A 19,903-nucleotide genomic window follows, 5' to 3' on the forward strand; every position below is an offset into this window, starting at 1 on the left:
TCTCCGTCCGCGGACCTCCCCCAGGTCCGCGGGCGGATCCATACCGGGAGTTCCCATCATCACCATCCCACGAGAGACAGACCATGGATTACCTCACAACAGCCCGGAACGACGCTCACCAGATGCTCGACGTCATGGTCATAGGCGAAGCGCTGATCGACGTGGTCACCACGTCGCACGACACGGTGGAACACCCCGGCGGCTCACCGGCCAACGTCGCCTACGGACTTGGCCGCCTCGCCGTCACCACAGGTCTGCTCACAGCCATCGCCTCGGACGCGCGTGGGATTTCCATCGAAAACCACCTCAGCAGCGCAGGCGTCATACTTCTGCCCGGATCAAAATCCCTCACCAAAACGGCATCGGCCACAGCAACCCTTGAACCCGACGGCTCCGCCAAGTACGACTTCGACATCTCCTGGGATCTTGCCCCGACAGCCCCCGCCTTCTTCCCAAAAATCCTGCACACCGGATCCATCGCCACTTTCCTTAATCCCGGCGCGGGCGCCGTGAAATCCCTGCTCGAACAAGCCCGCACACACTGCATGGTCACCTATGACCCGAATATCCGTCCAGCGCTGCTCGGCAGCCACAGGGAAGCTTTGGCCACCTTCGAAGAGCTCGTGCCCCTAACCGACGTCGTCAAACTCAGCGACGAAGACGCCCGCTGGCTGTACCCCCAAAAAAGCCTGGACGAAACCGCAGCACACATCCTCGGTCTGGGCGCCGGACTTACCGTCATCACCAAAGGCGCCGACGGCTCACAATTCACCACCCCCGCCGCTAACATCAGCATTCCCGCCGTGAAGTCCAAAGTTGCCGACACCATCGGCGCCGGGGACTCCTACATGTCCGCCCTGATCCTGGGCTTTCTCACCCGAGGAACCGAAGGCTTCGCCCCAGCTGTCTTGGAGCAGCTTGGACACACCGCAGCTGCAGCAGCGGCCATCACCGTGCAGCGCCCGGGAGCAAACCCCCCGACCCTGGAAGAACTCAACATCGCAATCGAAGCCCATTCCGGTGCCCAATACGGGGGTTCCTGAACCACCTAATCAAATGACGGTTGTCACACAAGACCGTTCACCAAATAGGATGGTTGCCGCCTATCTGAGGCGGCGCGCCGCGTTTCGTGATCCGTGTCCGCGAACTACGTAAAGGACACGGCGTTTGGGCTGCAGATCCAAGACCCAACGCGTCCCGGATACCGCTCCTTCAGCGCCACCCTCGCCCGCCCCCAGACCGGAAAATCCTCTACCGACGCCGGGATTCCGGATTCGCTTATGCCCCGCCGGCCAAACTGTTCCGCTTAGGCAGCTCACCGAAACGCAAAAACGGCGGTGCTGCTGCACAGATCCCGATACATCGCTACTCAATAGGGGACATTGCCACTTAGGTTAACTGCGTATAGGCCAAGTTCGTGACGCGTCAGAAGTTTTTTGCGCCAGCAGCACCAACCGGTCGATATCCAGGTTTGTGAGTTTCTGACAGCGCCGTCACGGCGGCAATATCCTGTGGGGTCGTTCGACAGCACCCACCCACGAGCCGTGCACCAAGTTCACGCCAGATTGGCGTTCCCTCCGCAAGGCTTGCGGGCTGTTTGCTATCGGGGCCTGAAGTGCTCGCCGCGGCCGGACCCCACGTTTTGGTGACTGCGTCATAGCTTTCGCCCGAATTCGGATATGCGATCAGGGGCGTATCAGTGGCTCTGCCCAGGGCCTCCAGCGATGGGGAGACCAGCTCCAGCGGCACGCAGTTCACGCCGATAGCCGCCACGAGCGGCTCCGCCGAAAAGAGCTTTGCCGCCTGGGCCAGCGGCGTACCGTCGCTGAGGTGGCCGCCATCCCGTAACGTGAAGGAGAGCCAGGCTTCGACGTCAAACTCTTTCATGAGTGCCAGCAGGGCCTCGGCCTCCGGCAATGAAGGCAGCGTCTCACAGGCAAGAAAGTCCGCTCCGGCCGCCACCAGCGCTGCGATTCGAGGCCGGTGGAACTCCAAAAACTCGTTTTGGCTGAGGACATAGTCGCCTCGGTATTCCGATCCATCGGCAAGGTACGCGCCGTAGGGCCCGACCGATCCTGCAACCAGCAGGGGGCCCGCATCCGGTTTTTCCGCCAGGTACTCGCGGCGTGCCTCGTCGGCCAGGCGCACACTCAATGCCACCCGTTCCAAGGCCGCTTCCTCGCCGATGCCGCGGCGCGCAAATCCCAGGGGTGTGGCTTGATAGCTCGCCGTGATGGCGACAGTGGCTCCGGCGCGGAAGTAATCGTGGTGTACGCGCTTGACCAGTTCCGGTTGCTCCAGAAGGACTTTAGCCGACCACAAAGGGTCTTCCAGATTGCAGCCGTGCGCTTCAAGCTCGGTGGCGAGTGCACCGTCCACGGTCAGGTTCGCTCCGGCGTCGAGAGTGCGGGAAAGCAAGGTGTTACTGGGCATCGTTCACGGCTCCAAGCATTTCGGTTTGTTCTTTCCTGCCGGGCAGTTGCGGCGCCTCGCGGCCCGGCAATGCACGGTAGCACAGCGTGCAGTGCCAAAAGGCGCAGTGCAGCCCGTGGCTTGCAGATGACGGTCAGCAGCCGCGTGCTCTGACCGGTGTTCCGCGGCTCAGTCACGCCCAGAGTCTGGCGGATGTGCCGAGAGAACGCGCCCTCCTCCAATAGTGTGCGTAATAAGCATTTATTCATGCTTGTAATGCACATCACTCTATGCCACCATAGCCTTCAGACACCATTTGCGAACTGCCCAGGAAGAGGCTTCCCTTGAAAATTGCAATGAAATCAGTCCGCAAGCTGCGCGTGCATTGGCCCATAGCTTCGGAAACTTTCTCGCGGCTCGCCAGGGGCGACGCAGAAGCATTCAAAGATGAGGCCGGCATCGCGGCCCTGCTCCGGGCTTCGTCGGAATCCCCTGACTTAGGGGATTTTGGCAACTACAGGCATGTATTCGAATCCGGCCTGGGCTTCGAGGGTTTCACCTGCACTGAAGGCGCTAACCCTACGTTGGGGCAGGTGGGGCAGCGGACAATTTCGCCTACCTTGGTCTTCACGACGTATTTCGATGCGGCGCTCTCTGACGCCGCCGTGGAACGCTTCCTGCAGCACATCGTGGATATCCATCCCTGGGAGGTACCGGTCATCGAACTGACAGGCCCGGTCAGCGTCTCCAGCACAGCCCTTCCCGCACTCTTTGAGAGCGAGGCCGCATCATGATTGAAGCCACCACGGCCGGACTTTGGGACGGTCTGCAGGCGTTGCTGGCGGGCAGGTCATTCACCGATCTGACGCACGCCTTCCACCCCGGCCAGCCGCATTTCCCGGCCTTCCCCGACGAAATCAGGGAGGCGGTCTTTGACCTGGAGAAAGGCGACGGTTTCACCGCTCACCGCTATTCGATCATCGGCCAATGGGGTACGCACGTTGACCCTCCCTCGCATTTCATCCGCGGGGGACGGACCTTGGACCAGATTCCTGTGGAGGACATGGTCCTTCCACTGGCCATCCTCGACATCACCGCGCGGGTCACCGCAAATGCGGACGCCACTCCCACGATGGAGGACGTCCAGGCATGGGAGCGCCGCAACGGTGCCATCGCCCCCGGGGCCTTTGTGGCGTTGCGGACAGGGTGGAGCCATCGTTGGCCCGACGCCGACGCCATGGCAAACAGGGACGATAAGGGGGCCAGCCACACGCCTGGCTGGTCCCAGGAAGTCCTCTCCTTCCTGATCGAGGAGCGGTCGGTAACAGCCGTCGGCCATGAGCAGACAGACACAGACCCGGGACTGGCTACGTCCCGCCAGGATTTCAGCTTGGAGACCTATGTCCTGGCGCGGAACCGGTGGCAGATCGAGCTGATGGCGAATCTGGACGGACTTCCAGAAGCCGGCGCGATCCTCATTGCAAGCTGGCCGAAACCCCTGCACGGCAGCGGCTTTCCAGCCCGTGTCTTCGCCATCCACTAAGACACGGTCTCCACTGACTAGAATCGGATCCATGTCTAAGACGTCCAGCATGGGCCGGGGAATCATGGCTGTCCTCGCGGTGGGCTCCCGCAACGCAGAAGGCCTGTCTGGCGGAACGGTCGCTGATATAGCAGCCGATCTGGGCAGGGACCGCAGCCAGGTTTCGCGCAGCCTGCGGACCGCCGAGCAGGAGGGGTTTCTGGCACGCGGAGACCACCGGTCCTACACAATGAACTGGTCGCTCCTGACAGACGCACAGCTGTTGACAGAGCAACGGCTGCAGACCGACGGCGTAACCGCCCTGGAAGGCTTGGCCGGTGAAACTAACGAAGGATGCTTCCTTGGAGTTATGAGCGGAAACAGTACTGTCACCATCGGTGAGCGTGTTCCGGCAAGTAGCAACATGGTCGGTTCGTGGCTGGGCCGGCCCTACCCGGCGTATTGTAGCGATGCCGGCCAGGCCCTGCTGTGGGAAGCCTCGGACGCCGAAGTCCGAACCATTTTCTCCGGCGTTCCCTTCGTGCGCCATGGCCCCAATACACCGCTTGACGTCGAGGACTTCCTGTCACGACTGCGCGGGGCGCGGGCACGGGGGTACTCCGTTGTCGACGAGGAAGCCGAACCAGGACTTTACTCCCTGGCCGTTCCGATTCGCGACTTCAAGGGCGATGTGGTGGCAGCGCTTCAGGTCGTCGGCGCCAAGACACGCTTGGAGCCGCGCCTGGAGCTATGCGCTACGGCTCTCGTGTCCTGGGGAAAGTGGCTTGAGTCAACGTTGGGTCACGCGGCGCCGCAGAACCGGCCCTAGCTGGCAAGGCCCTTCCGGACTGCGTTGCCCCGGGGATGGCCCTCAAAGGACCCCAGCCGCTCGGCTGCTGCCGTAAGGGCCTTTGCAATGTCACTGGTGCTGGGTTTGATCTCGGCCCGGCTGCCGAGGACGCTGAGCGCGGCCAGAATCGATCCTTCAGCGTTGCGGACCGGAACGGCCAGTTCGTAGATTCCGTGCTCGAATTCTTCCTCCGCGACAATGAAGCCCCGTGCCCTGTCCCGGTCCATCAGTTCGGCGACTTCTTGCGGCGAATGGGCCGCCCCCGGACCGCCTACGCCGATAAAGTTGACATCCTGGAGAAGGACTTCCACGGCTGGCTGTTGGTCGTCCCACAGCAAGGCCCGTCCGGAGCCGGTGCACCACACGGGCGTCACCATGCCGGGTTTCACGAAGCTGCCGGGTACCGCATCGTTACTGGAGGCCCGCAGGAGAACGACCCGGAAGCCATCACGGACGGAAACTCTGGATCTAAGGCCGAAAGAAGCCACTAACGCCTCAAGTTCGGTTTTTGATTCGCGGACCCAGCCGGTATTCAGCGCTGCGGCCAGGCTGAAAAAACGTGGACCGGTTCGGAAGGGGCCGCGTTCGACTCGCTCCAGCAGTCCCAGCTCACACAATTCCTGCGTCAGCCGTGAGACGCGGCTTTGTTCCATATCCAGCTCGGATGCGAGCTGGGAAACGCCGAGAAGCCGCCTGCCCCGCTTCTCCCTGTCTGCGACCAACCGAACTATTCGAAGTCCTTGGGCCATGGACGACGCTTCCGAGGAAGAATCCATGCTCCGTGCTCCTTCCGCCCGATGACTACGCCTATTCTCACATGTCTTCATTGTTGACCAGGACGCGGTTTCCTTGCGCCCACACAGTGTAGAGGTCAGCGAGTATCGCTGAATTCGCTGCTTCCAGTTCTGCCGGAGCGATTTCTGCGCGTCCCTGCCGCCCGAACAGCACGACTTCGTCTCCAGGGGAAACTCCCGCCACGTCGGTGACGTCGACAACCATGGAATTCATCGAAACGTTGTCGACTATGGCAGCGCGTCGGCCGCGGACAAGCACGCTGCCTTGGCTGGCCAGTGCCCGCCGGTAACCATCTCCGTAACCCGCTGTCACTGATGCCAGCCTTGAGTCCCGGTCCAAGGTGTGGGTTAGCCCGTAGCCGACTTTGGTACCTGCTGCATAGCTATTAATGGAAGCGGTCCGGGCTTTGAAGGCCAAACACCGTTGGAAGTGCCCTGTTGTAGGTTCCGAATCGCCGTAGAGGACTGCCCCGGCACGGACCATGTCCAGCCACGAGCCGCGGACGTGCAGCGCGGCGTAGGAGTTGGCACAGTGGAGCAGCACGTCCTCCCGGCGCGTTCCGGTCAGTTGGAGCAGCGTCAACGCCTGACTGCGGAAACGAAGTAGAGCCGTTTCGATATGGCCGGTATCGTCCTTGGGAAAATGAGTCATGATCCCGGCCAGTATGAGCCCAGGGTGGCTCACGATCCCTACCGCAGATGCCCGCCCAAGCGTGGACGAGACGTCGAGGCTGTGCCTGCTGATCCCGGAAGCGTTGATATCGAGGTGAATGCGGATCGCCGTCCCGGCCTCGGCAGCGATCTTGTGCATCTCCCAGGCGCTCTGCGGGTCGGCAACAAGTTCTTCGACTCCGTGACGCATGCCGGCCTTGATCTCCTGCGGAGCCGCGGCACGGACACGCAAAATCCGGCCCGCAAAACCGCAGCGGCGTGCAATGCCTGCCTCCTCGTTACTTCCTACTCCGACGAAGGGAACGCCTAGACGAACAAGGGAAGGGAGTAAAAGGTCAGCTCCGTGTCCGTATGCATGGGACTTGACCACTGCGCACAGGAGCGCCCGGTTATCGATCATAGACAGGAGGTTCCGGACGTTTGACTCGAAAGCTGCTGCGTCAATCTCCAGCCAGCTGCCGGCGTCGAGGCCCGAACTGCGTACGCGTTGCCTCAGGTCTTGTGAATTCATGGTTTATCCGTTGGACGGCTTCTCGGCCGGGGACGAAAGTCCCCGGCCGAGTAGCTGGGTAGGCGATGGTTGATGGCGGCATTAGGACAGTTAGTTTGCGCGCGCCTTGCGTCCGTACTTGAAGTAGAAGAAGGCGTAGCAGGCGCCAACAAAGGTAACTCCGAAATAGAGGGCTGCTACTTGGTTGGGGTCATAAGCGATGCCGATGAGCGAAATTAGGCAGAGCGAAAAGGCCAGGATGGGCACCAGCGGGAACAGCGGGGCTTTGTAGGCAAGGGCGGCGACATCGCCGCCGTTCCTGACGAAGGACCTCCGGTGGAAAAAGTGCGAGGCCGTGATGGACATCCAGACCCCGACGACGGCGAAACCTGCCACTGAAACGAGAGCCAGGTAGACCGTTTCGGGCGCAACGACGCTGCTGATGAGCGACGCAAGGCCTCCGAGCATGCTGACTGAAAGCGCGATTAGGGGGATACCGCCCCGGGTCAGTTTCTTCAGCGCCCGGGGGGCGTGCCCCTCATCGGCAAGGGAGTAGAGCATCCGTGCGCAGGAGAAGAGGCCGCTGTTTCCAGCGGAGAGGAGGGCGGTGATGATGACGAAGTTCATGATGTCGGCGGCAAAAGGAATGCCTATGGATGAGAAGACAGTCACGAACGGGCTTTCATCCAGGCCTACCTGATCAAACGGGATGGTAGCTGCGATGACAGCGATTGCTCCGACGAAGAAGATCAGCAGGCGGATGACTGTGCTGCGCATCGCTTTGGGGATGCTGGTGGCGGGGTCAGCTGTTTCCCCCGCTGCCACACCGATGAGTTCCGAGCCGGAGAAGGCGTAAAACACTGCAAGTGCAGTGACTAGGACGCCGCTGAAACCGTTGGGGAAGAGACCGCTGGAGGTGTTGAAATTCTCAAACATGAACGGGTGGCTGCCTCCCTCACTGAGCGGGTGGATGCCGAACAACGCCGCGCCACCAAGAACGATGAGGACCACGATGGCGCCGACTTTAACGATGGCAAACCAGAACTCGGACTCGCCGAAAAACTTCGAGGAAACTGCATTGAATCCGAAGAGGATCGAGGCGAAGATGACGCACCAGACCCAGACGTCAACATCCGGGAACCAGCGCTGCATGAGGAGACCGGAGGCAGTGAACTCCGATCCGATGGCCACTGCCCAGCAGAGCCAGTACAGCCAGGCCGTGGCGAACCCTGTGGCCGGCCCGATCGACCTCGCCGCGTAAATGTGGAAGGCGCCTGAGACCGGATACGCGATGGCAAGCTCGCCGAGGCAGGCCATAACCAGGTACACAACGAAGGCGCCGACCAGATAGGCGATGACCGCGCCGAGCGGTCCGGCCTGGGAAATGGTGTAGCCCGAGCTCAGGAACAGCCCTGAGCCGATCACCCCGCCCATGGCGATCATGACCAGATGGCGTGCCCCCATGGACCGCCGGAGCCCAGTGTCGGTCGACGGGGGAAACGTGGGCTGTGTGTCTAGCTGGACAGGTGATGACGGTTCCATGGTTTCTCCCAGGTGAGTGGATAGGTCTGATGCGAAAGATGCGACACATCGCCCCGGCTTGGGGGCAGGGCGCCTCGGGCTGTGCAGTGGCGGTAGTGATGAAAGTAACACGAAAACGGCTTTTGGGTCATTAAAAACATTTCAACATGCTTATGTTGCACCTAAGTTACCTCGTGACTCTGCTGCCGAATCGGCACACAGATGGTCAGTTCGCCCGGTTGTTCGGTCACAATGACATGCACTGACGGACATGGAATGCGGTGAGCATTGGAGGACCGATGTATCTGACTTAAGGAGCACCATGACCACCTATGACATTGCGCTGATCGGCTTCGGGGGCGTCAACAGGACGCTGGCCGAACTGGTCGCAACACGCGGTGACACACTTCGTTCCGAGCTGGGCTTCGGCCTGCGTGTCGTGGCCATTACCGACCTGCGTCTCGGCTCGCTGGTCCAGCCCGAGGGGATCGACCTCGGCATCGCACTCAATTTGGACGGTGGAAGCGAAACCTTCGCCGCCCATGGCGGGTCCGCGGACACCAATAACGAATTAGTTATTCGTGACTGCACCGCCGACATCATCTGCGAGGCCACGTTCACGAATCCCGACGACGGCGAGCCAGCAGTTTCGCACGTACGCTGGGGCCTCGAATCCGGCAAGAGCGTTTGCACGACGAACAAGGGCCCGGTTGCCCTCCGCGGCGCCGAACTGACCGCCTTGGCCGAACAGAACGGCGTGCACTTCGAATTCGAGGGTGCCGTCATGAGCGGCACTCCTGTCATCCGCCTGGCCAAGAAAATGTTCGCGGGGCTGAAGCTGAACGGGTTCGAAGGCATCCTCAACGGCACCAGCAACTATGTGCTCGGGCGGATGGAATCCGGACTGGGCTTCGAAGAGGCCATCAGCGAGGCAAAGGAACTCGGCTACGCCGAAGCCAATCCCGCAGCAGACATCGAGGGATACGACGTTCAGCTCAAGGTACTGATCCTCGCCAACGAGCTGCTCGACGCAGGCATCGAACTAAAGGACGTTCAGCGGGAGGGGATTTCGACAGTGACGCCGGAGAATATCCAGAAGGCAACCCGCGAGGGACGCCGCTGGAAGCTCGTGGGTTCAGCGCGGCGGAACCCGGACGGGTCAGTGACCGCAGGCGTCTCCCCCGTAGCGCTCCCCCTCGGCCATGGGCTGGCCGGAGTTTCCGGCGCAACCAATGCCGTGTCCTTCGACACCGACCTTCTGGGCCCCGTAACCGTCTCCGGACCGGGAGCCGGCCGTGTGGAGACCGCCTACGCCCTGCTCTCTGACATCATCGCAATGCACGCAGCCAGCATGGAAGTAGCCGCAAATGTCTGAATCAACGCTGTGCTCGACGGAAACGGCGCTGCCGCAGTTCCGCGACGTGATGAGCCCCTACGACGGCAGAGTGGTCGGCGCGGTTTCGCTGACCGAAGCCACCGCCGGCAATGCCGTGATCGAAACGGCCCGCGTCGGCGCCCGGAAGGCACGGGCTCTGTCCCGCAACGCACGCGGGAAGATACTGGACGGCGCCGCAACGGAGATCGAGCAGCGCAACGAGGAGTTCGCGCAAACAATTGTGTCCGAGGCCGGTAAAACGATCCGCCAGGCGCGGAAGGAAGTACTGCGCGCGGTCAACACGCTCCGCCTCTCGGCTGCCGAAGCACGCCGGAACGCCGGTGAAGTCATACCCTTTGACTCCTACGAGGGCTCAGAGGACCGCACAGGATGGTACTCCCGCGAACCACTAGGCATCATTGCCGCGATCACTCCTTTCAACGACCCCCTCAACCTGGTGGCACACAAGATCGGCCCGGCAATCGCCGGAGGAAACGCCGTGATCCTCAAACCCTCTGCGCTGACTCCCCTGTCAGCCCAGCTGCTCACGGACGCCCTCGTGAGCTCCGGCCTCCCGCCGGAAGCCCTCACGATTGTTCACGGCGACCGGGAAGTGGCCGAAAAAATCATTCGGTCCCGGGACGTACGAATGGTGTCCTTCACCGGGGGGTTCTCCACTGGGGAGAGTATCGCCCGCACGGCAGGCCTGAAGAAGCTTTCCATGGATCTCGGCGGAAACGCACCCGTGATCGTCCTGGACGATGCCCACATCGAGAAAGCCGTGGAATCCTGCGTCTCCGGAGCGTTTTGGGCCGCCGGCCAGAACTGCGTGGGGGTGCAGCGGATCCTCGTGGCCGCCCCCGTGTACGGCGCGTTCCGCCAGCGCTTCCTGGAGGCAACGGCGCGGTTGGTTGCCGGAGATCCATCGGATGAACAGACGGATGTCGGACCCATGATCAGCCCCACAGCATTGCAGGAGCTCCAGTCCAAACTGGACGTGGCCCTCGGCGCCGGCGCCGTCCTGCTCTCAGGCAACGTCACGGACGGCAATGTGCTTCAGCCGACCGTCCTGGAAGCCGTCCCGGCGGACAGCAGCCTGTGGAGGGATGAGGTCTTCGGCCCTGTGGTCATGCTTCGTAAATTCAACACCTTCGAAGAGGCCATCGACGTCGCCAATGCCATCGAGTTCAGTCTTCATGCGGGCATATTCACCGACTCCCTGGCCAGGGCCATGGATGCGGCCCGCCAGCTCGAAGCAGGCGGCGTCATGATCAATGATTCCTCTGATTACCGGTTCGACGGCATGCCATTCGGCGGGGCTAAGTACGGGAGCATGGGCAGGGAGGGCGTCCATTTCGCGTATGAGGAGATGACCCAGCCCAAAGTCATCTGCATCAAGAACTGATCGAACTGGAGGGGCGCGGCCGACGGACTGCGCCCCTCCAGTTCCTCGGAGCAGCCGGCACAAAACTGCGCACCACGGAAGCCCTCCAGGACGGATCAACCATTCTGGACATCGTCACCAGAAAGAACCTCTTGGCTCGGGACGCAGCTCGGTCACTGCTGGACTCCGCCGTGCTGCCTGTCAGAAATCCAAACATGACCGGAGTCTGATCACTTTCACTCCGTGGCGCGGGCACCTCCGGCGCCCCGCCTGATGAAACTGGAAAGCGTCATGGCCGTCACCGTGTCCGCGACGCCGGGAATAGCAGCGATCTGCTCCCAGATCTCCTGAACCCTCTCCAGCGACCGGGCCTCGACCCTCACCAGAAGATCAAAGTCACCGCTCACGACATCGCACAGAACCACCTCGGGAATCGACCGCAACACGGAGATGACGTCCGCCCCCCGCACCCGGTCCTTCCTGTAAACCATCAGGAAGGCGGACACCGGGCCCTGGCCCGGAGGGCCGGCAACAATCGTGTACCCCTGGATATACCCTTGCCGTTCCATCCGCTCGATCCGCTGGCGCACAGCGTTCCTCGAAAGGAGGACTTTGGTCGCCAGCTCTGCATGGCTCATGCGAGCGTTCTTCGTAAGCTCCGCAAGAATCCTCTGATCAATCTGATCAAGACTCACTCGATCCATGCCTGCCCTTCACAGCAATAATCCCCCGGACCCAACCGGTACGGAAACAACTTCAAGACCGAAAGCCTCGAAAAAATGACACTTCATCAAGCCCGGCCGTCTCTCACTGGCATTAGCTGCATCTTGTTCGACATGGACGGCACGCTCCTGGATTCGGCACCGGGCGTTACAACAAGTGCTGCACAGGCATTGGCAGCTGTGGGCGCGCCGGTCCCCAGCATGGACATACTGCGCCGATTCGTTGGTCCGCCCATGATCGAGTCCTTCAGATCAGTCTCACAACTGGACGAAAAGACGGCCCAAAAGGCCCTCCAACATTATCGCAAAGCGTACGCCGATCATGGCGCCGAACAGTCCAGCCCCTACGACGGGATCATCGATCTACTCGAACGCCTACATTCGGCCGGCATTCCGATGGCCGTAGCCACATCCAAGGTTGAAGATCAAGCAATACGACTGGCACGAATGTTCGGAATTGATTGCCACTTCATCACCGTATGCGGAGCGTCAGATAGCGAGGGAAGAGCGAGCAAGGCAGACGTCATCGCCGAATTACTGCTTCGGCTCCATTCCACAGGCGTAGACATCTCCAGTCCCGCAATGGTCGGAGACCGAAGCTACGACGTCGCGGGAGCAGCTATACACGGAATCCCCACAATATTCGCACTCTGGGGATACGGGGAGGCCGAGGAAGCCTCGCAGGCCGCCGCCGTTGCTGCCTCCCCTGCGGCCCTTCTGCCACTGATCCTGGAGAACCGCCGGCGGTCGCACTGGCTGGGAGAGCGCAATCGTGCCTTAAATGGGGCCGGAGACTCTCAGGGATGGACGAACTCGAGCGGCGCTAATCGTGATGGTTGTATTCGAACCGTTCGATGACAATGCTGCCGCTGGTTGCCGCCAGTCCGACAACGCGGCCGGTGAACCCGCCGGCGACCTCTGTGGACAGATACCGGCCGTCCATCCGCGCGAGCGTCGTCAGCTCGCCGTGCTCTCGAAAGCCCAATGTGACTTCGTCCGGCCCAGTATTTATGCCCGGTTGGCCCGCCAAGGGTGAGTCGTTGCATGCGATTTCCAGCTGAAATGGTCCAGGGGCTGGGTCGATTTCCGCTGTCGCTACCACCTGTTGAAGGGGGCCGATCTGGGCCACGACCCGGATTTGGCGTCCGGAGGCTTCGATGCCATACCAATGGAAGTCGTCCATCCTCAGGAGGAACCTGACCGCCTCGTCACCCGAGAGTAGAACTGACGCGCGTGCATCCCAAACGTGTCCGAGGACCCTGGTTGCCAAGATGGGAACGCTGCCAGTCTGGCTCTGCCTGATAAGGAGACCTTCGGGGGTTTCGGCCGTAAACGAAGCCGGGTCCTGGCCGGGTGAAATCCACCGCGGGTGAAGGCTGTCTGAAGAGAAATCGTCAATAAACGAAGACCCGACGACGGGAACCTGATAACGGTCCTCATCGAACCGCGGCCAACCCTGGTCCCAGGAGATACCCGCAACATAAGTTTCTCGACCCAGGACGTGAAAGCCGGGAACAACGCCTCGGGGACGAACACCGAGGTAAACCGCGGCCCAATCACCATCGACCGTTTCGACCAGGTCCGCGTGGCCGACACTCTGGACGGGCGCCGCCATGCTGCGATGACTGAGGATGGGGTTGTTCGGATGCGGTTCGAAAAGACCTGCGGGACTGCTGCCACGGCTGACAGAGACGGCATGACCGCGTTCCGTGCCGCCTTCGGCCAAAACCAGATACCAGCAGCCGCCCGCCTCATACAGGTGCGGCCCCTCCGGGTAGGCCAACCCTGTTCCCTGCCACACCTTCCTGGGAGATTCCAAGAGGCGGCCAGCGTCGGGATCCAGCCGCGCCTGGACGATACCGGACTCATTCTCGCCGGGGCCGAACCCCACCCAGGTGAGGTAACAACTTCCGTCGCTGTCCCACGCGATATCCGGGTCGATGCCCAGCGTTCCCGGTATCTGTACTGGGTCGCTCCACGGGCCGGCAGCCTCCTTGGACCGCAACAGCAAATGACCGCCACCGAAGTCGCTCATGTTCGTGGTGACGAACCAGAATTCACCGTTGTGATGCCTGAGCGTTGAGCCGAAGATCCCGCCTGAAGGACGCCGTCCCCAACAGCGAACTGGCTCCGCCGGGTGAGGATGTTCCCGATCTGATCCCAAGTTACGAGGTCCCGGCTGTGGAAGATCGGCGCTCCGGGGAAGTACTCAAAGCTCGACGTTGCCAGGAAATAGTCGAAGCCGACCCGACAGATTGTGGGGTCAGGGTGGAAACCCGGAATAACCGGTGTGATGGCTGCAGGAGATGTTACTTGCCGAACCTGCTCGACTGCAATGTCAACCAATGGGGCTCCGTCCGTTGCTGGCATTGACTACCCGGTCTGCGGGAGTAGAGGAATTTCAACCCTAGGATGTCCCGGCTTGCAGTCCCACCTGGACTTTCACTGGTTGGAACACCTTCCCTGCCTCACACCCGCATCACAGCCGGGGACGCCACGTCATTCAGCGCTGCCGCTGCATGGTCCAGAGCGTTGCACTAATTGGCCACGATGCCTTCAAGGGGCGCGACGGTATGTGCCCGGCTGCCTTTCGATCACATGGAAACGCCCCGGACCAGCGTGGTCCGGGGCTTGCGTGGGCGTCTGCTAGCGTCCGATGCAGACGGTGAGATCCAAATAAATATCGTTATCAGCGACAAAGCGATCCTGGAGGTAGCGGGCGAGGCTCGCGTCCGTAGCGGTGTGAACGCTTTGAGCGATCGCTCCTCGCAGCAGCGCCTGGGTGTCGGTGGATTTGACGACATCCAGCGGCGCCCACCCGCGATGACCGCCGGTAAGACGTTCTATGTCCGTGCGGAAAGAGCGCTTGTGGTCGTCGCGGACAGTAGCGCGCACGGTGAACGGGATAAAGGGAGTGGGCAATGAGGTCCTTTCACGAGGCAGCCGGTTGTCGACGCCCCGGTTAGAACAAGACCGCCGCAGCCCCCGCTATTCCCCCGAAGCAGCCAAGGAGTCCAGCATCACGGCGCCGGGATGGCACCTCCGCTATCGGCCATGGGCCACTCTGCAGGGCGAGAGTTGATAGCGGATCTTATGTAAAGCTTCCACCTATTTGGTCTGTCCTCGGGCATACGAAATCCCAACCGCTTTAGGTCAACTTCGGGAGCGAGGAGACTGATGGCCAAAGACGGAGCCGCCGCTCAGGCAGTCACGGCCCTGGACGCGGGCATCAACCCCGTTTCGGCCGCCCTGCTGGGCGTCACCACAGGGGTCGGCGGGGGGTTGCTGCGTGACGTCGTCGCCAACCGGGGCCCGCAGCTCTTCAACCCCCGGGACATCTACGCCGTCCCGGCCCTACTGGGAGCGGCCCTGATCACTGCCCTGTGGCAGCTGAGCCTGTTCAACGCCGTGACAGAACTCTGCGTCGCGGCCGTGGTCTTCACCCTGCGGGTGCTCTCCCTGCAGTTGCGGTGGCGGGTTCCCCACGCTGCCCGGTCCCGGCACGGCGCGCGACCGGGCAAGACCTAGCAGGTCGGACCGGCCCGGCGTAGGTTGGGGGGCAGGGCAGGACGCTCGAGCCGGAGGAAAGGAGACCTTGTGGCCGCGACCGAACAGATATTGCAACACTACGAGTCAATCCGCCCGGAACAGGAGGACTTCTACAAGGACCTCCACCAAAACCCTGAGCTCTCACACCAAGAACACCGCACCGCCGCCAACGTGGCGCGCAGCATGGATTCCTACGGCTTCCAAACGGAGACCGGGATCGGGGGAACAGGAGTCACTGCGGTGCTGCAAAACGGCAACGGGCCAACGGTTTTACTCCGGGCCGACATGGACGCGCTGCCCCTGCAGGAACGGACCGGCGCGGACTACGCAAGCACCATCACAGCCCAGGACCAGGGCGGGGACCGTGTGCCCGTCATGCACGCCTGCGGACACGACGTTCACGTCGCATGCCTGCTGGGCGCCTCCAGACTGCTCGCCGAGCACCAGGACAAGTGGCGAGGCACGCTCGTTGCCCTGTTCCAGCCAGCCGAGGAAACCGGCGACGGCGCCCGCGGCATGCTCGCCGACGCTCTCCTTGATCGCATCCCCCCGCCCGACGTCGCACTCGCCCAGCACGTGCTGCCCGGAGTCTCGGGCCACGTCGCCACCCGGTCCGGCCCGGTCTTATCCAGCGCCGACAGCCTCCGCATCACAGTCCACGGCCGCGGCGGCCACGGCTCAATGCCGCAGAACACTATTGATCCTGTCGTGCTAGCCGCCATGATCGTCCTTCGCCTGCAGGCAATCATTTCCCGCGAAACCCCGCCCACCGAACCTGCCGTCCTCACCGTCGGGAGCCTTCACGCCGGGACCAAGAGCAACATCATCCCCGACCACGCGGTCATGGAACTGAACCTGCGCACCTACACCGACGCCACCCGGCAGCGGATTCTCGACTCTGTCCGACGTGCCGTCCAAGCCGAGTGCGCCGCCAGCGGCTCCCCCAAAGAACCGGACTTCGAAACCTTCGACAGTTTTCCGCTCACCGTCAACGACGAGGCAACAACCACGCGCGTGGCCGGGGCCTTCAGCACCTACTTCGGTGACCGGGCCGGCAGCCTCGAGCTCCAGACCGCCAGCGAGGACTTTGGCGATATTCCGCGGACCGGCAACATCCCCTACACCTACTGGGGCATCGGCGGAACGGACCCGCAGACCTACAGGGCTGCCGTACGGGACGGCCGGGTGCTGGAGGACGTTCCGGCCAACCACTCGCCGATGTTCCTACCCGTCCTCCAGCCGACCCTGCAGACCGGCACCGAAGCCCTCGTCACCGCAGCCATGGCCTGGCTGGGCCCGGATAATTCACCACCGGCCAACGCGGCGGCCTCCTAATCAGACGAGGACGGGACAGCCGCGTCCGTGGCAGATGTTGCGTATTCAATAAACCGTCCAATCCCCCGTCGGCCCTGACAGCAAGACCCAAAACACCAGCACCAACCCGTGCACAGAACTGCGGCTTGCCTGCATTTCGCAAGACGGGAGGAATGCGTTCACAACACCGGAAGTCTGTCACTACCGCAGCCTGAGAGTCTGCCTACGCCGCCGATACCCGAGACTATGACAAGCCGCCGCTCAGAAGGGGCTACGAAGGCACGTTAGGGTGGGCACTCATCAAAGAAACTCGGGGGCATTCTGTGTTCCAGGCAGTGAGTAACGCCGCAGTCCCGCTGAAGCCGCGGCTGGGTTTCTGGCCGCTTACTCGCGGCCGGGCGCCGAGACGGTTGCGGGTGTGTGCTTGATGACGAGTGTGCTCCGGAGACTTCCTGGTGCTACCAGGCGGGCATTGCGTTCGTCATTGCCGGTTGCGCGCCATTCGGCGATGGCGGCGTCGTTGTCGAACTTCAGGTGCCGGGCGGTGAGCCGGCGCTGGCGTTCGCCCTGTTCGAGTTCCACGAACCAGGTTTCATCCAGGAGGGCTGCGACCTCGTTCCATGGGGCCTCGTCAAGAAGCAGGTAGTTGCCCTCGGTGATGATCAGGCGTGTTTCTGGCGGGACGGCGATGGCCCCGGCGATCGCGTCGTTGACTTCACGGCGGAACACCGGTGCGAAGGTCTCCCGCGAGGTCTCTGTGCGCAGCCGGCGGAGCAACGCGACGTACCCGGCACCGTCGAAGGTGTCCGGAGCGCCTTTGCGGTGCTCCAGCCCGCGGGACTCGAGCAGCGACTGCGCCAGGTGATATCCGTCCATGGGGACCAGGGCGACCTGCCGGGGATGGTCGGTGTGCAGGTGCTCCAGCAGCCATTCGGAGATGGTGGATTTTCCGGCACCGGGCGCCCCGGCGATTCCGAGCAGGCACCGTCTTTGCCGCTGGAGCAGCGCTTCGGCCCGGGCGAGGAGCTGCTGCTGGCCTGATTCGTCCCAGCGCAGGTATGGAGGGGTGTTCATCGCTTCTCCTTTCCGGCTCTCGCCTGGACCAGGCAGGAGGTCACCGGTGTTCTACGGCATCACGTTACATCGGCGTGGACAATGTCCACACAACCTTTGCCGGACAAACACCCGTCCACCTCTCCCCGGCCCAAGAATATGGAACGAATCGAGGACCAGAAAATCTCCCAGAAACTTCCCTCAGGTCATGCCGTCACCACAACTCCGGGACACGAATAGGTACAAGGCCGACCAGGTCCGACACCAACAGCAAGACGGGAGGCCCGAGTGATCCCAAGTCGCAGCAGGTCATGCAGTTCCAAGCGCTCCCGCCCATGAAGGAGCATGCAGCACCGCTGTCCAAGTCCAGGGAAGGAGCCGCCAGACCGCAACGGCCACCAACAAAAATGGGCCCCCGCAGGGGCCCAGAAAAGATTTGTACACGTTCAGCGGCCCACAAGCCCCTGAACAGGGAAAACACGTGCCCGAGGTGGGACTCGAACTGCATTCCTGCCCCTGCAAACACTGGGAACTCCCGGAAACATGCGGAATCCCGCCCGATCCGACCCACATACGGCCCGATCCGAAGTCCAAAGCGTGTACTTTGTACACACCGCAAATTGGCCGCTTCGAAGCTCTCAGTCCAACGACCGCACCCCGCAACAAAGGCATGCGGTCCTTCTTTGTCCTGGCAGATTCTGCTCAGCTTGAGGCAGTTCTGGGGTTTCAAAATCCGAGGTCGACGGGACGCCGCAAAAGAGCCAGACGATTGCCCAGCTTCCCGGATCTTCATGATCGCTGCCACCTCCCTTCAGCCACCTCATGACCCAGCCGGCACAGATTCACATGACGGGTCAGGAAAGCAGCCAACCGGCAAAGCCCACGGACCCGGCGTCCAGCTAGCGCCGGACGAGATGCGTGGCAATAAGCCCGGCGCTGACTTCAAGCGAGACATCGCCGGCGGCCACCCCACGACGAGATCAAATGCCGCATCCGTGCTGAAGTCATGCCGGTAGCCGTTGATCCAGAGCATCAGAACCATCAGCGTTCACGCCCTTTGTTTGTTGCCGTCGATCCGAGGATGGAACCGCGCCACCGACTCCAGTAAGGCAGCTGCCTTCATCGGCAACTGCGGATGGGCTTCCGCCCAAGACCGTTGCTGCCGGCCGGGCCAATGCCGCGGCCAGGAGTCCGATGTCGCGGATATGGATCCCGTACCGGTCTAAAATCTGCAGTGCATCCTCGATTTCGAAGTACGCGGTCATGCATCCTCAAGGCGGTTCAGGAGCTCCGCGTCATGGCTCATGACGAACTCCAGACCCTCGCCGATGTGACGGCTGCGCCGGTGACGCTGGAGCACAAGCAATGCACCCTGAAGCAGCAACGCAGACTTGGAGGTGTGTTCCTCGGCAGCCAGCTGGTCCAGGCGCCGGTCCAGCTCTTCAGGAACACGCAGATTCATAGCCATGCGTTCTGGGAAATACTGGGGACGATCACGCCATCACGTCTCGGACCCGCGCGCCCTTATCGTGCAGATCTTCACCTACTTCCCGCTCTCCGCCCCCGTCACCGCCATGCTCCGCAACGGCTTCGGCACCCTCAGCCCGCTCGAGGCAACCATCGTCATCGCCGAACTCTTCATCATCGGATTCCTCATCCTCCGGCTCGCCGTGCACCTCTTCCGCTACGGGTCCATCCAATACTCGAGCAAACTCTCCATCGCCGGAACCTTCCGCAAACGCGCCCCAGCCACCGGAACATAGCGCTATCCCTGTCTGCCCCGCCGCAAAAGATGAGAGCCCCAACTAAGCGACTGCCGTCAGCGAAGAGTGTCGAGGATTCTCGGGCTAGGGAAGGTTGAGCGGAATCGCGGCGAACTCAGTGATCGCCTGAGCCCATGCAGAAATCCGGCAAGGATCCCACCCATTGGACGGTGGGTCCTTGCCGGATTTGGAATTATTGAACCGAAAGCGGACTATTTCAGATTTTGGTCGTCTTTCAATGCACTCTTTCCATGAGCACCCGAAAGGAGAGCCTTAGACCTCACATTTCGGTATGCCTTGGAGGCATAGTAATAAACTATTCCCAAGGCAGCGAGGAGGAGTAGGACGAGCGGCCCGAAAGAAAGCACCGCTTCCGAAAACGTTGGGACTAGAGGGTTCATAACGGTAAATCACACGCATCCGCAGGAGACTACTCCGGGGCCGCTTGTTACGAGCCGGAGATTCCCGGACCTAGTGGAGTG

21 protein-coding genes are annotated in these 19,903 nt (G+C 61.9%); 10 read left to right on the forward strand and 11 right to left on the reverse strand.

What is annotated here, in order from left to right; translation table 11 throughout:
* Positions 1-83 precede the first annotated feature (83 nt).
* Entirely contained in the window at positions 84-1,043 is a 960-nt protein-coding gene (locus AC1DRO_RS13985; protein WP_476944998.1) for a carbohydrate kinase family protein, read from the forward strand.
* Positions 1,044-1,425: 382 nt separating this feature from the next.
* Here the strand turns inward: AC1DRO_RS13985 and mmuM are convergent, their stop codons facing one another.
* Positions 1,426-2,433 (reverse strand): homocysteine S-methyltransferase, encoded by a 1,008-nt coding sequence (mmuM, locus tag AC1DRO_RS13990; RefSeq protein ID WP_476951257.1) that lies wholly within the window; start codon positions 2,431-2,433, stop codon positions 1,426-1,428.
* A 323-nt stretch (positions 2,434-2,756) separates the two neighbouring features.
* Between mmuM and AC1DRO_RS13995 the strand changes: the two genes are divergently transcribed.
* The 3 genes from AC1DRO_RS13995 to AC1DRO_RS14005 are packed head-to-tail and all read left to right on the forward strand — an operon-like array spanning position 2,757 to position 4,763.
* Positions 2,757-3,206: a hypothetical protein gene (locus AC1DRO_RS13995; protein ID WP_476951258.1), complete on the forward strand. Its 450-nt coding sequence runs from the start codon at positions 2,757-2,759 to the stop codon at positions 3,204-3,206.
* The gene (locus AC1DRO_RS14000; protein WP_476951259.1) at positions 3,203-3,955 is read left to right on the forward strand and encodes a cyclase family protein; all 753 of its coding nucleotides are present in this window, start codon (positions 3,203-3,205) and stop codon (positions 3,953-3,955) included. Before AC1DRO_RS13995 ends, AC1DRO_RS14000 begins: the two co-directional genes overlap by 4 nt.
* A 31-nt stretch (positions 3,956-3,986) precedes the next feature.
* Complete coding sequence (locus AC1DRO_RS14005) at positions 3,987-4,763, forward strand: IclR family transcriptional regulator (RefSeq protein WP_476951260.1); 777 nt, start codon at positions 3,987-3,989, stop codon at positions 4,761-4,763.
* Here AC1DRO_RS14005 and AC1DRO_RS14010 read toward each other — a convergent pair.
* From AC1DRO_RS14010 to AC1DRO_RS14020, 3 genes are all read right to left on the reverse strand, one after another.
* Positions 4,760-5,560, reverse strand: coding sequence for an IclR family transcriptional regulator (locus AC1DRO_RS14010; RefSeq protein ID WP_476951261.1), 801 nt, complete (start codon positions 5,558-5,560; stop codon positions 4,760-4,762). The genes AC1DRO_RS14005 and AC1DRO_RS14010 overlap by 4 nt on opposite strands.
* 37 nt (positions 5,561-5,597) lie before the next feature.
* Positions 5,598-6,761 carry an alanine racemase gene (gene alr, locus AC1DRO_RS14015; protein WP_476951262.1) on the reverse strand — a complete coding sequence of 388 codons (1,164 nt, stop codon included), beginning with the start codon at positions 6,759-6,761 and terminating at the stop codon, positions 5,598-5,600.
* 90 nt (positions 6,762-6,851) lie between these two features.
* Entirely contained in the window at positions 6,852-8,282 is a 1,431-nt protein-coding gene (locus AC1DRO_RS14020; RefSeq protein WP_476951263.1) for an amino acid permease, read from the reverse strand.
* A 301-nt stretch (positions 8,283-8,583) separates the two neighbouring features.
* Here AC1DRO_RS14020 and AC1DRO_RS14025 point away from each other — a divergent pair, with 301 nt between their 5' ends.
* Both AC1DRO_RS14025 and AC1DRO_RS14030 read left to right on the forward strand, forming a co-directional pair.
* Complete coding sequence (locus AC1DRO_RS14025; RefSeq protein ID WP_476951264.1) at positions 8,584-9,636, forward strand: homoserine dehydrogenase; 1,053 nt, start codon at positions 8,584-8,586, stop codon at positions 9,634-9,636.
* On the forward strand, positions 9,629-11,041 hold the full coding sequence (locus tag AC1DRO_RS14030; RefSeq protein WP_476951265.1) for an aldehyde dehydrogenase family protein: 1,413 nt from the start codon (positions 9,629-9,631) through the stop codon (positions 11,039-11,041). Before AC1DRO_RS14025 ends, AC1DRO_RS14030 begins: the two co-directional genes overlap by 8 nt.
* Positions 11,042-11,256: 215 nt before the next feature.
* On the opposite strand, the gene AC1DRO_RS14035 is transcribed toward AC1DRO_RS14030, so the two are convergent.
* The gene (locus AC1DRO_RS14035) at positions 11,257-11,724 is read right to left on the reverse strand and encodes an Lrp/AsnC family transcriptional regulator (RefSeq protein WP_476951266.1); all 468 of its coding nucleotides are present in this window, start codon (positions 11,722-11,724) and stop codon (positions 11,257-11,259) included.
* A gap of 75 nt (positions 11,725-11,799) precedes the next feature.
* Between AC1DRO_RS14035 and AC1DRO_RS14040 the strand changes: the two genes are divergently transcribed.
* Positions 11,800-12,600 carry an HAD hydrolase-like protein gene (locus tag AC1DRO_RS14040; RefSeq protein WP_476951267.1) on the forward strand — a complete coding sequence of 267 codons (801 nt, stop codon included), beginning with the start codon at positions 11,800-11,802 and terminating at the stop codon, positions 12,598-12,600.
* On the opposite strand, the gene AC1DRO_RS14045 is transcribed toward AC1DRO_RS14040, so the two are convergent.
* The 3 genes from AC1DRO_RS14045 to AC1DRO_RS14055 form a co-directional block, all read right to left on the reverse strand.
* Positions 12,566-13,777: a family 43 glycosylhydrolase gene (locus tag AC1DRO_RS14045; protein WP_476951268.1), complete on the reverse strand. Its 1,212-nt coding sequence runs from the start codon at positions 13,775-13,777 to the stop codon at positions 12,566-12,568. The genes AC1DRO_RS14040 and AC1DRO_RS14045 overlap by 35 nt on opposite strands.
* Complete coding sequence (locus tag AC1DRO_RS14050; protein ID WP_476951269.1) at positions 13,774-14,112, reverse strand: family 43 glycosylhydrolase; 339 nt, start codon at positions 14,110-14,112, stop codon at positions 13,774-13,776. The genes AC1DRO_RS14045 and AC1DRO_RS14050 overlap by 4 nt, the downstream gene beginning before the upstream one ends.
* Before the next feature lie 276 nt (positions 14,113-14,388).
* Positions 14,389-14,664: a hypothetical protein gene (locus AC1DRO_RS14055; RefSeq protein WP_476951270.1), complete on the reverse strand. Its 276-nt coding sequence runs from the start codon at positions 14,662-14,664 to the stop codon at positions 14,389-14,391.
* A 255-nt stretch (positions 14,665-14,919) separates the two neighbouring features.
* Here AC1DRO_RS14055 and AC1DRO_RS14060 point away from each other — a divergent pair, with 255 nt between their 5' ends.
* Both AC1DRO_RS14060 and AC1DRO_RS14065 read left to right on the forward strand, forming a co-directional pair.
* Positions 14,920-15,270, forward strand: a complete 351-nt coding sequence (locus AC1DRO_RS14060) for a TRIC cation channel family protein (protein ID WP_476951271.1) — start codon at positions 14,920-14,922, stop codon at positions 15,268-15,270.
* A gap of 69 nt (positions 15,271-15,339) precedes the next feature.
* Entirely contained in the window at positions 15,340-16,626 is a 1,287-nt protein-coding gene (locus AC1DRO_RS14065) for an amidohydrolase (RefSeq protein ID WP_476951272.1), read from the forward strand.
* A 363-nt stretch (positions 16,627-16,989) separates the two neighbouring features.
* Here AC1DRO_RS14065 and AC1DRO_RS14070 read toward each other — a convergent pair whose 3' ends face one another.
* From AC1DRO_RS14070 to AC1DRO_RS14080, 3 genes are all read right to left on the reverse strand, one after another.
* Positions 16,990-17,679 (reverse strand): nucleoside/nucleotide kinase family protein, encoded by a 690-nt coding sequence (locus AC1DRO_RS14070; RefSeq protein WP_476951273.1) that lies wholly within the window; start codon positions 17,677-17,679, stop codon positions 16,990-16,992.
* Positions 17,680-18,662: 983 nt separating this feature from the next.
* Complete coding sequence (locus AC1DRO_RS14075) at positions 18,663-18,923, reverse strand: hypothetical protein (RefSeq protein ID WP_476951274.1); 261 nt, start codon at positions 18,921-18,923, stop codon at positions 18,663-18,665.
* Positions 18,920-19,126, reverse strand: a complete 207-nt coding sequence (locus AC1DRO_RS14080) for a ribbon-helix-helix protein, CopG family (RefSeq protein WP_476951275.1) — start codon at positions 19,124-19,126, stop codon at positions 18,920-18,922. The genes AC1DRO_RS14075 and AC1DRO_RS14080 overlap by 4 nt, the downstream gene beginning before the upstream one ends.
* On the opposite strand from AC1DRO_RS14080, the gene AC1DRO_RS14085 reads away from it, so the two are divergent.
* A complete protein-coding gene (locus AC1DRO_RS14085; protein ID WP_476951276.1) occupies positions 19,125-19,421 on the forward strand; it encodes a hypothetical protein in 297 nt (98 codons plus the stop codon). The two genes, AC1DRO_RS14080 and AC1DRO_RS14085, sit on opposite strands and share 2 nt — an antisense overlap.
* The last annotated feature ends 482 nt before the right edge of the window (positions 19,422-19,903 follow it).

This window comes from Arthrobacter sp. P4_F11, from assembly GCF_056401395.1.

What these genes read in the sequence shown, in the direction of transcription:
- AC1DRO_RS13985 (WP_476944998.1), top strand. Translation starts at nt 84, where the DNA reads ATGGATTACCTCACAACAGCCCGGAACGACGCTCACCAGATGCTCGAC.
- AC1DRO_RS14080 (WP_476951275.1), bottom strand. Translation starts at nt 19,126, where the DNA reads ATGGCTATGAATCTGCGTGTTCCTGAAGAGCTGGACCGGCGCCTGGAC.
- AC1DRO_RS14000 (WP_476951259.1), top strand. Translation starts at nt 3,203, where the DNA reads ATGATTGAAGCCACCACGGCCGGACTTTGGGACGGTCTGCAGGCGTTG.
- AC1DRO_RS14005 (WP_476951260.1), top strand. Translation starts at nt 3,987, where the DNA reads ATGTCTAAGACGTCCAGCATGGGCCGGGGAATCATGGCTGTCCTCGCG.
- AC1DRO_RS14070 (WP_476951273.1), bottom strand. Translation starts at nt 17,679, where the DNA reads ATGAACACCCCTCCATACCTGCGCTGGGACGAATCAGGCCAGCAGCAG.
- AC1DRO_RS14060 (WP_476951271.1), top strand. Translation starts at nt 14,920, where the DNA reads ATGGCCAAAGACGGAGCCGCCGCTCAGGCAGTCACGGCCCTGGACGCG.
- AC1DRO_RS14075 (WP_476951274.1), bottom strand. Translation starts at nt 18,923, where the DNA reads ATGACCGCGTACTTCGAAATCGAGGATGCACTGCAGATTTTAGACCGG.
- AC1DRO_RS14020 (WP_476951263.1), bottom strand. Translation starts at nt 8,282, where the DNA reads ATGGAACCGTCATCACCTGTCCAGCTAGACACACAGCCCACGTTTCCC.
- AC1DRO_RS14040 (WP_476951267.1), top strand. Translation starts at nt 11,800, where the DNA reads ATGACACTTCATCAAGCCCGGCCGTCTCTCACTGGCATTAGCTGCATC.
- AC1DRO_RS14025 (WP_476951264.1), top strand. Translation starts at nt 8,584, where the DNA reads ATGACCACCTATGACATTGCGCTGATCGGCTTCGGGGGCGTCAACAGG.
- AC1DRO_RS14045 (WP_476951268.1), bottom strand. Translation starts at nt 13,777, where the DNA reads ATGAGCGACTTCGGTGGCGGTCATTTGCTGTTGCGGTCCAAGGAGGCT.
- AC1DRO_RS14085 (WP_476951276.1), top strand. Translation starts at nt 19,125, where the DNA reads ATGCGTTCTGGGAAATACTGGGGACGATCACGCCATCACGTCTCGGAC.
- alr (WP_476951262.1), bottom strand. Translation starts at nt 6,761, where the DNA reads ATGAATTCACAAGACCTGAGGCAACGCGTACGCAGTTCGGGCCTCGAC.
- AC1DRO_RS14050 (WP_476951269.1), bottom strand. Translation starts at nt 14,112, where the DNA reads ATGCCAGCAACGGACGGAGCCCCATTGGTTGACATTGCAGTCGAGCAG.
- AC1DRO_RS14035 (WP_476951266.1), bottom strand. Translation starts at nt 11,724, where the DNA reads ATGGATCGAGTGAGTCTTGATCAGATTGATCAGAGGATTCTTGCGGAG.
- AC1DRO_RS14030 (WP_476951265.1), top strand. Translation starts at nt 9,629, where the DNA reads ATGTCTGAATCAACGCTGTGCTCGACGGAAACGGCGCTGCCGCAGTTC.
- AC1DRO_RS14010 (WP_476951261.1), bottom strand. Translation starts at nt 5,560, where the DNA reads ATGGATTCTTCCTCGGAAGCGTCGTCCATGGCCCAAGGACTTCGAATA.
- mmuM (WP_476951257.1), bottom strand. Translation starts at nt 2,433, where the DNA reads ATGCCCAGTAACACCTTGCTTTCCCGCACTCTCGACGCCGGAGCGAAC.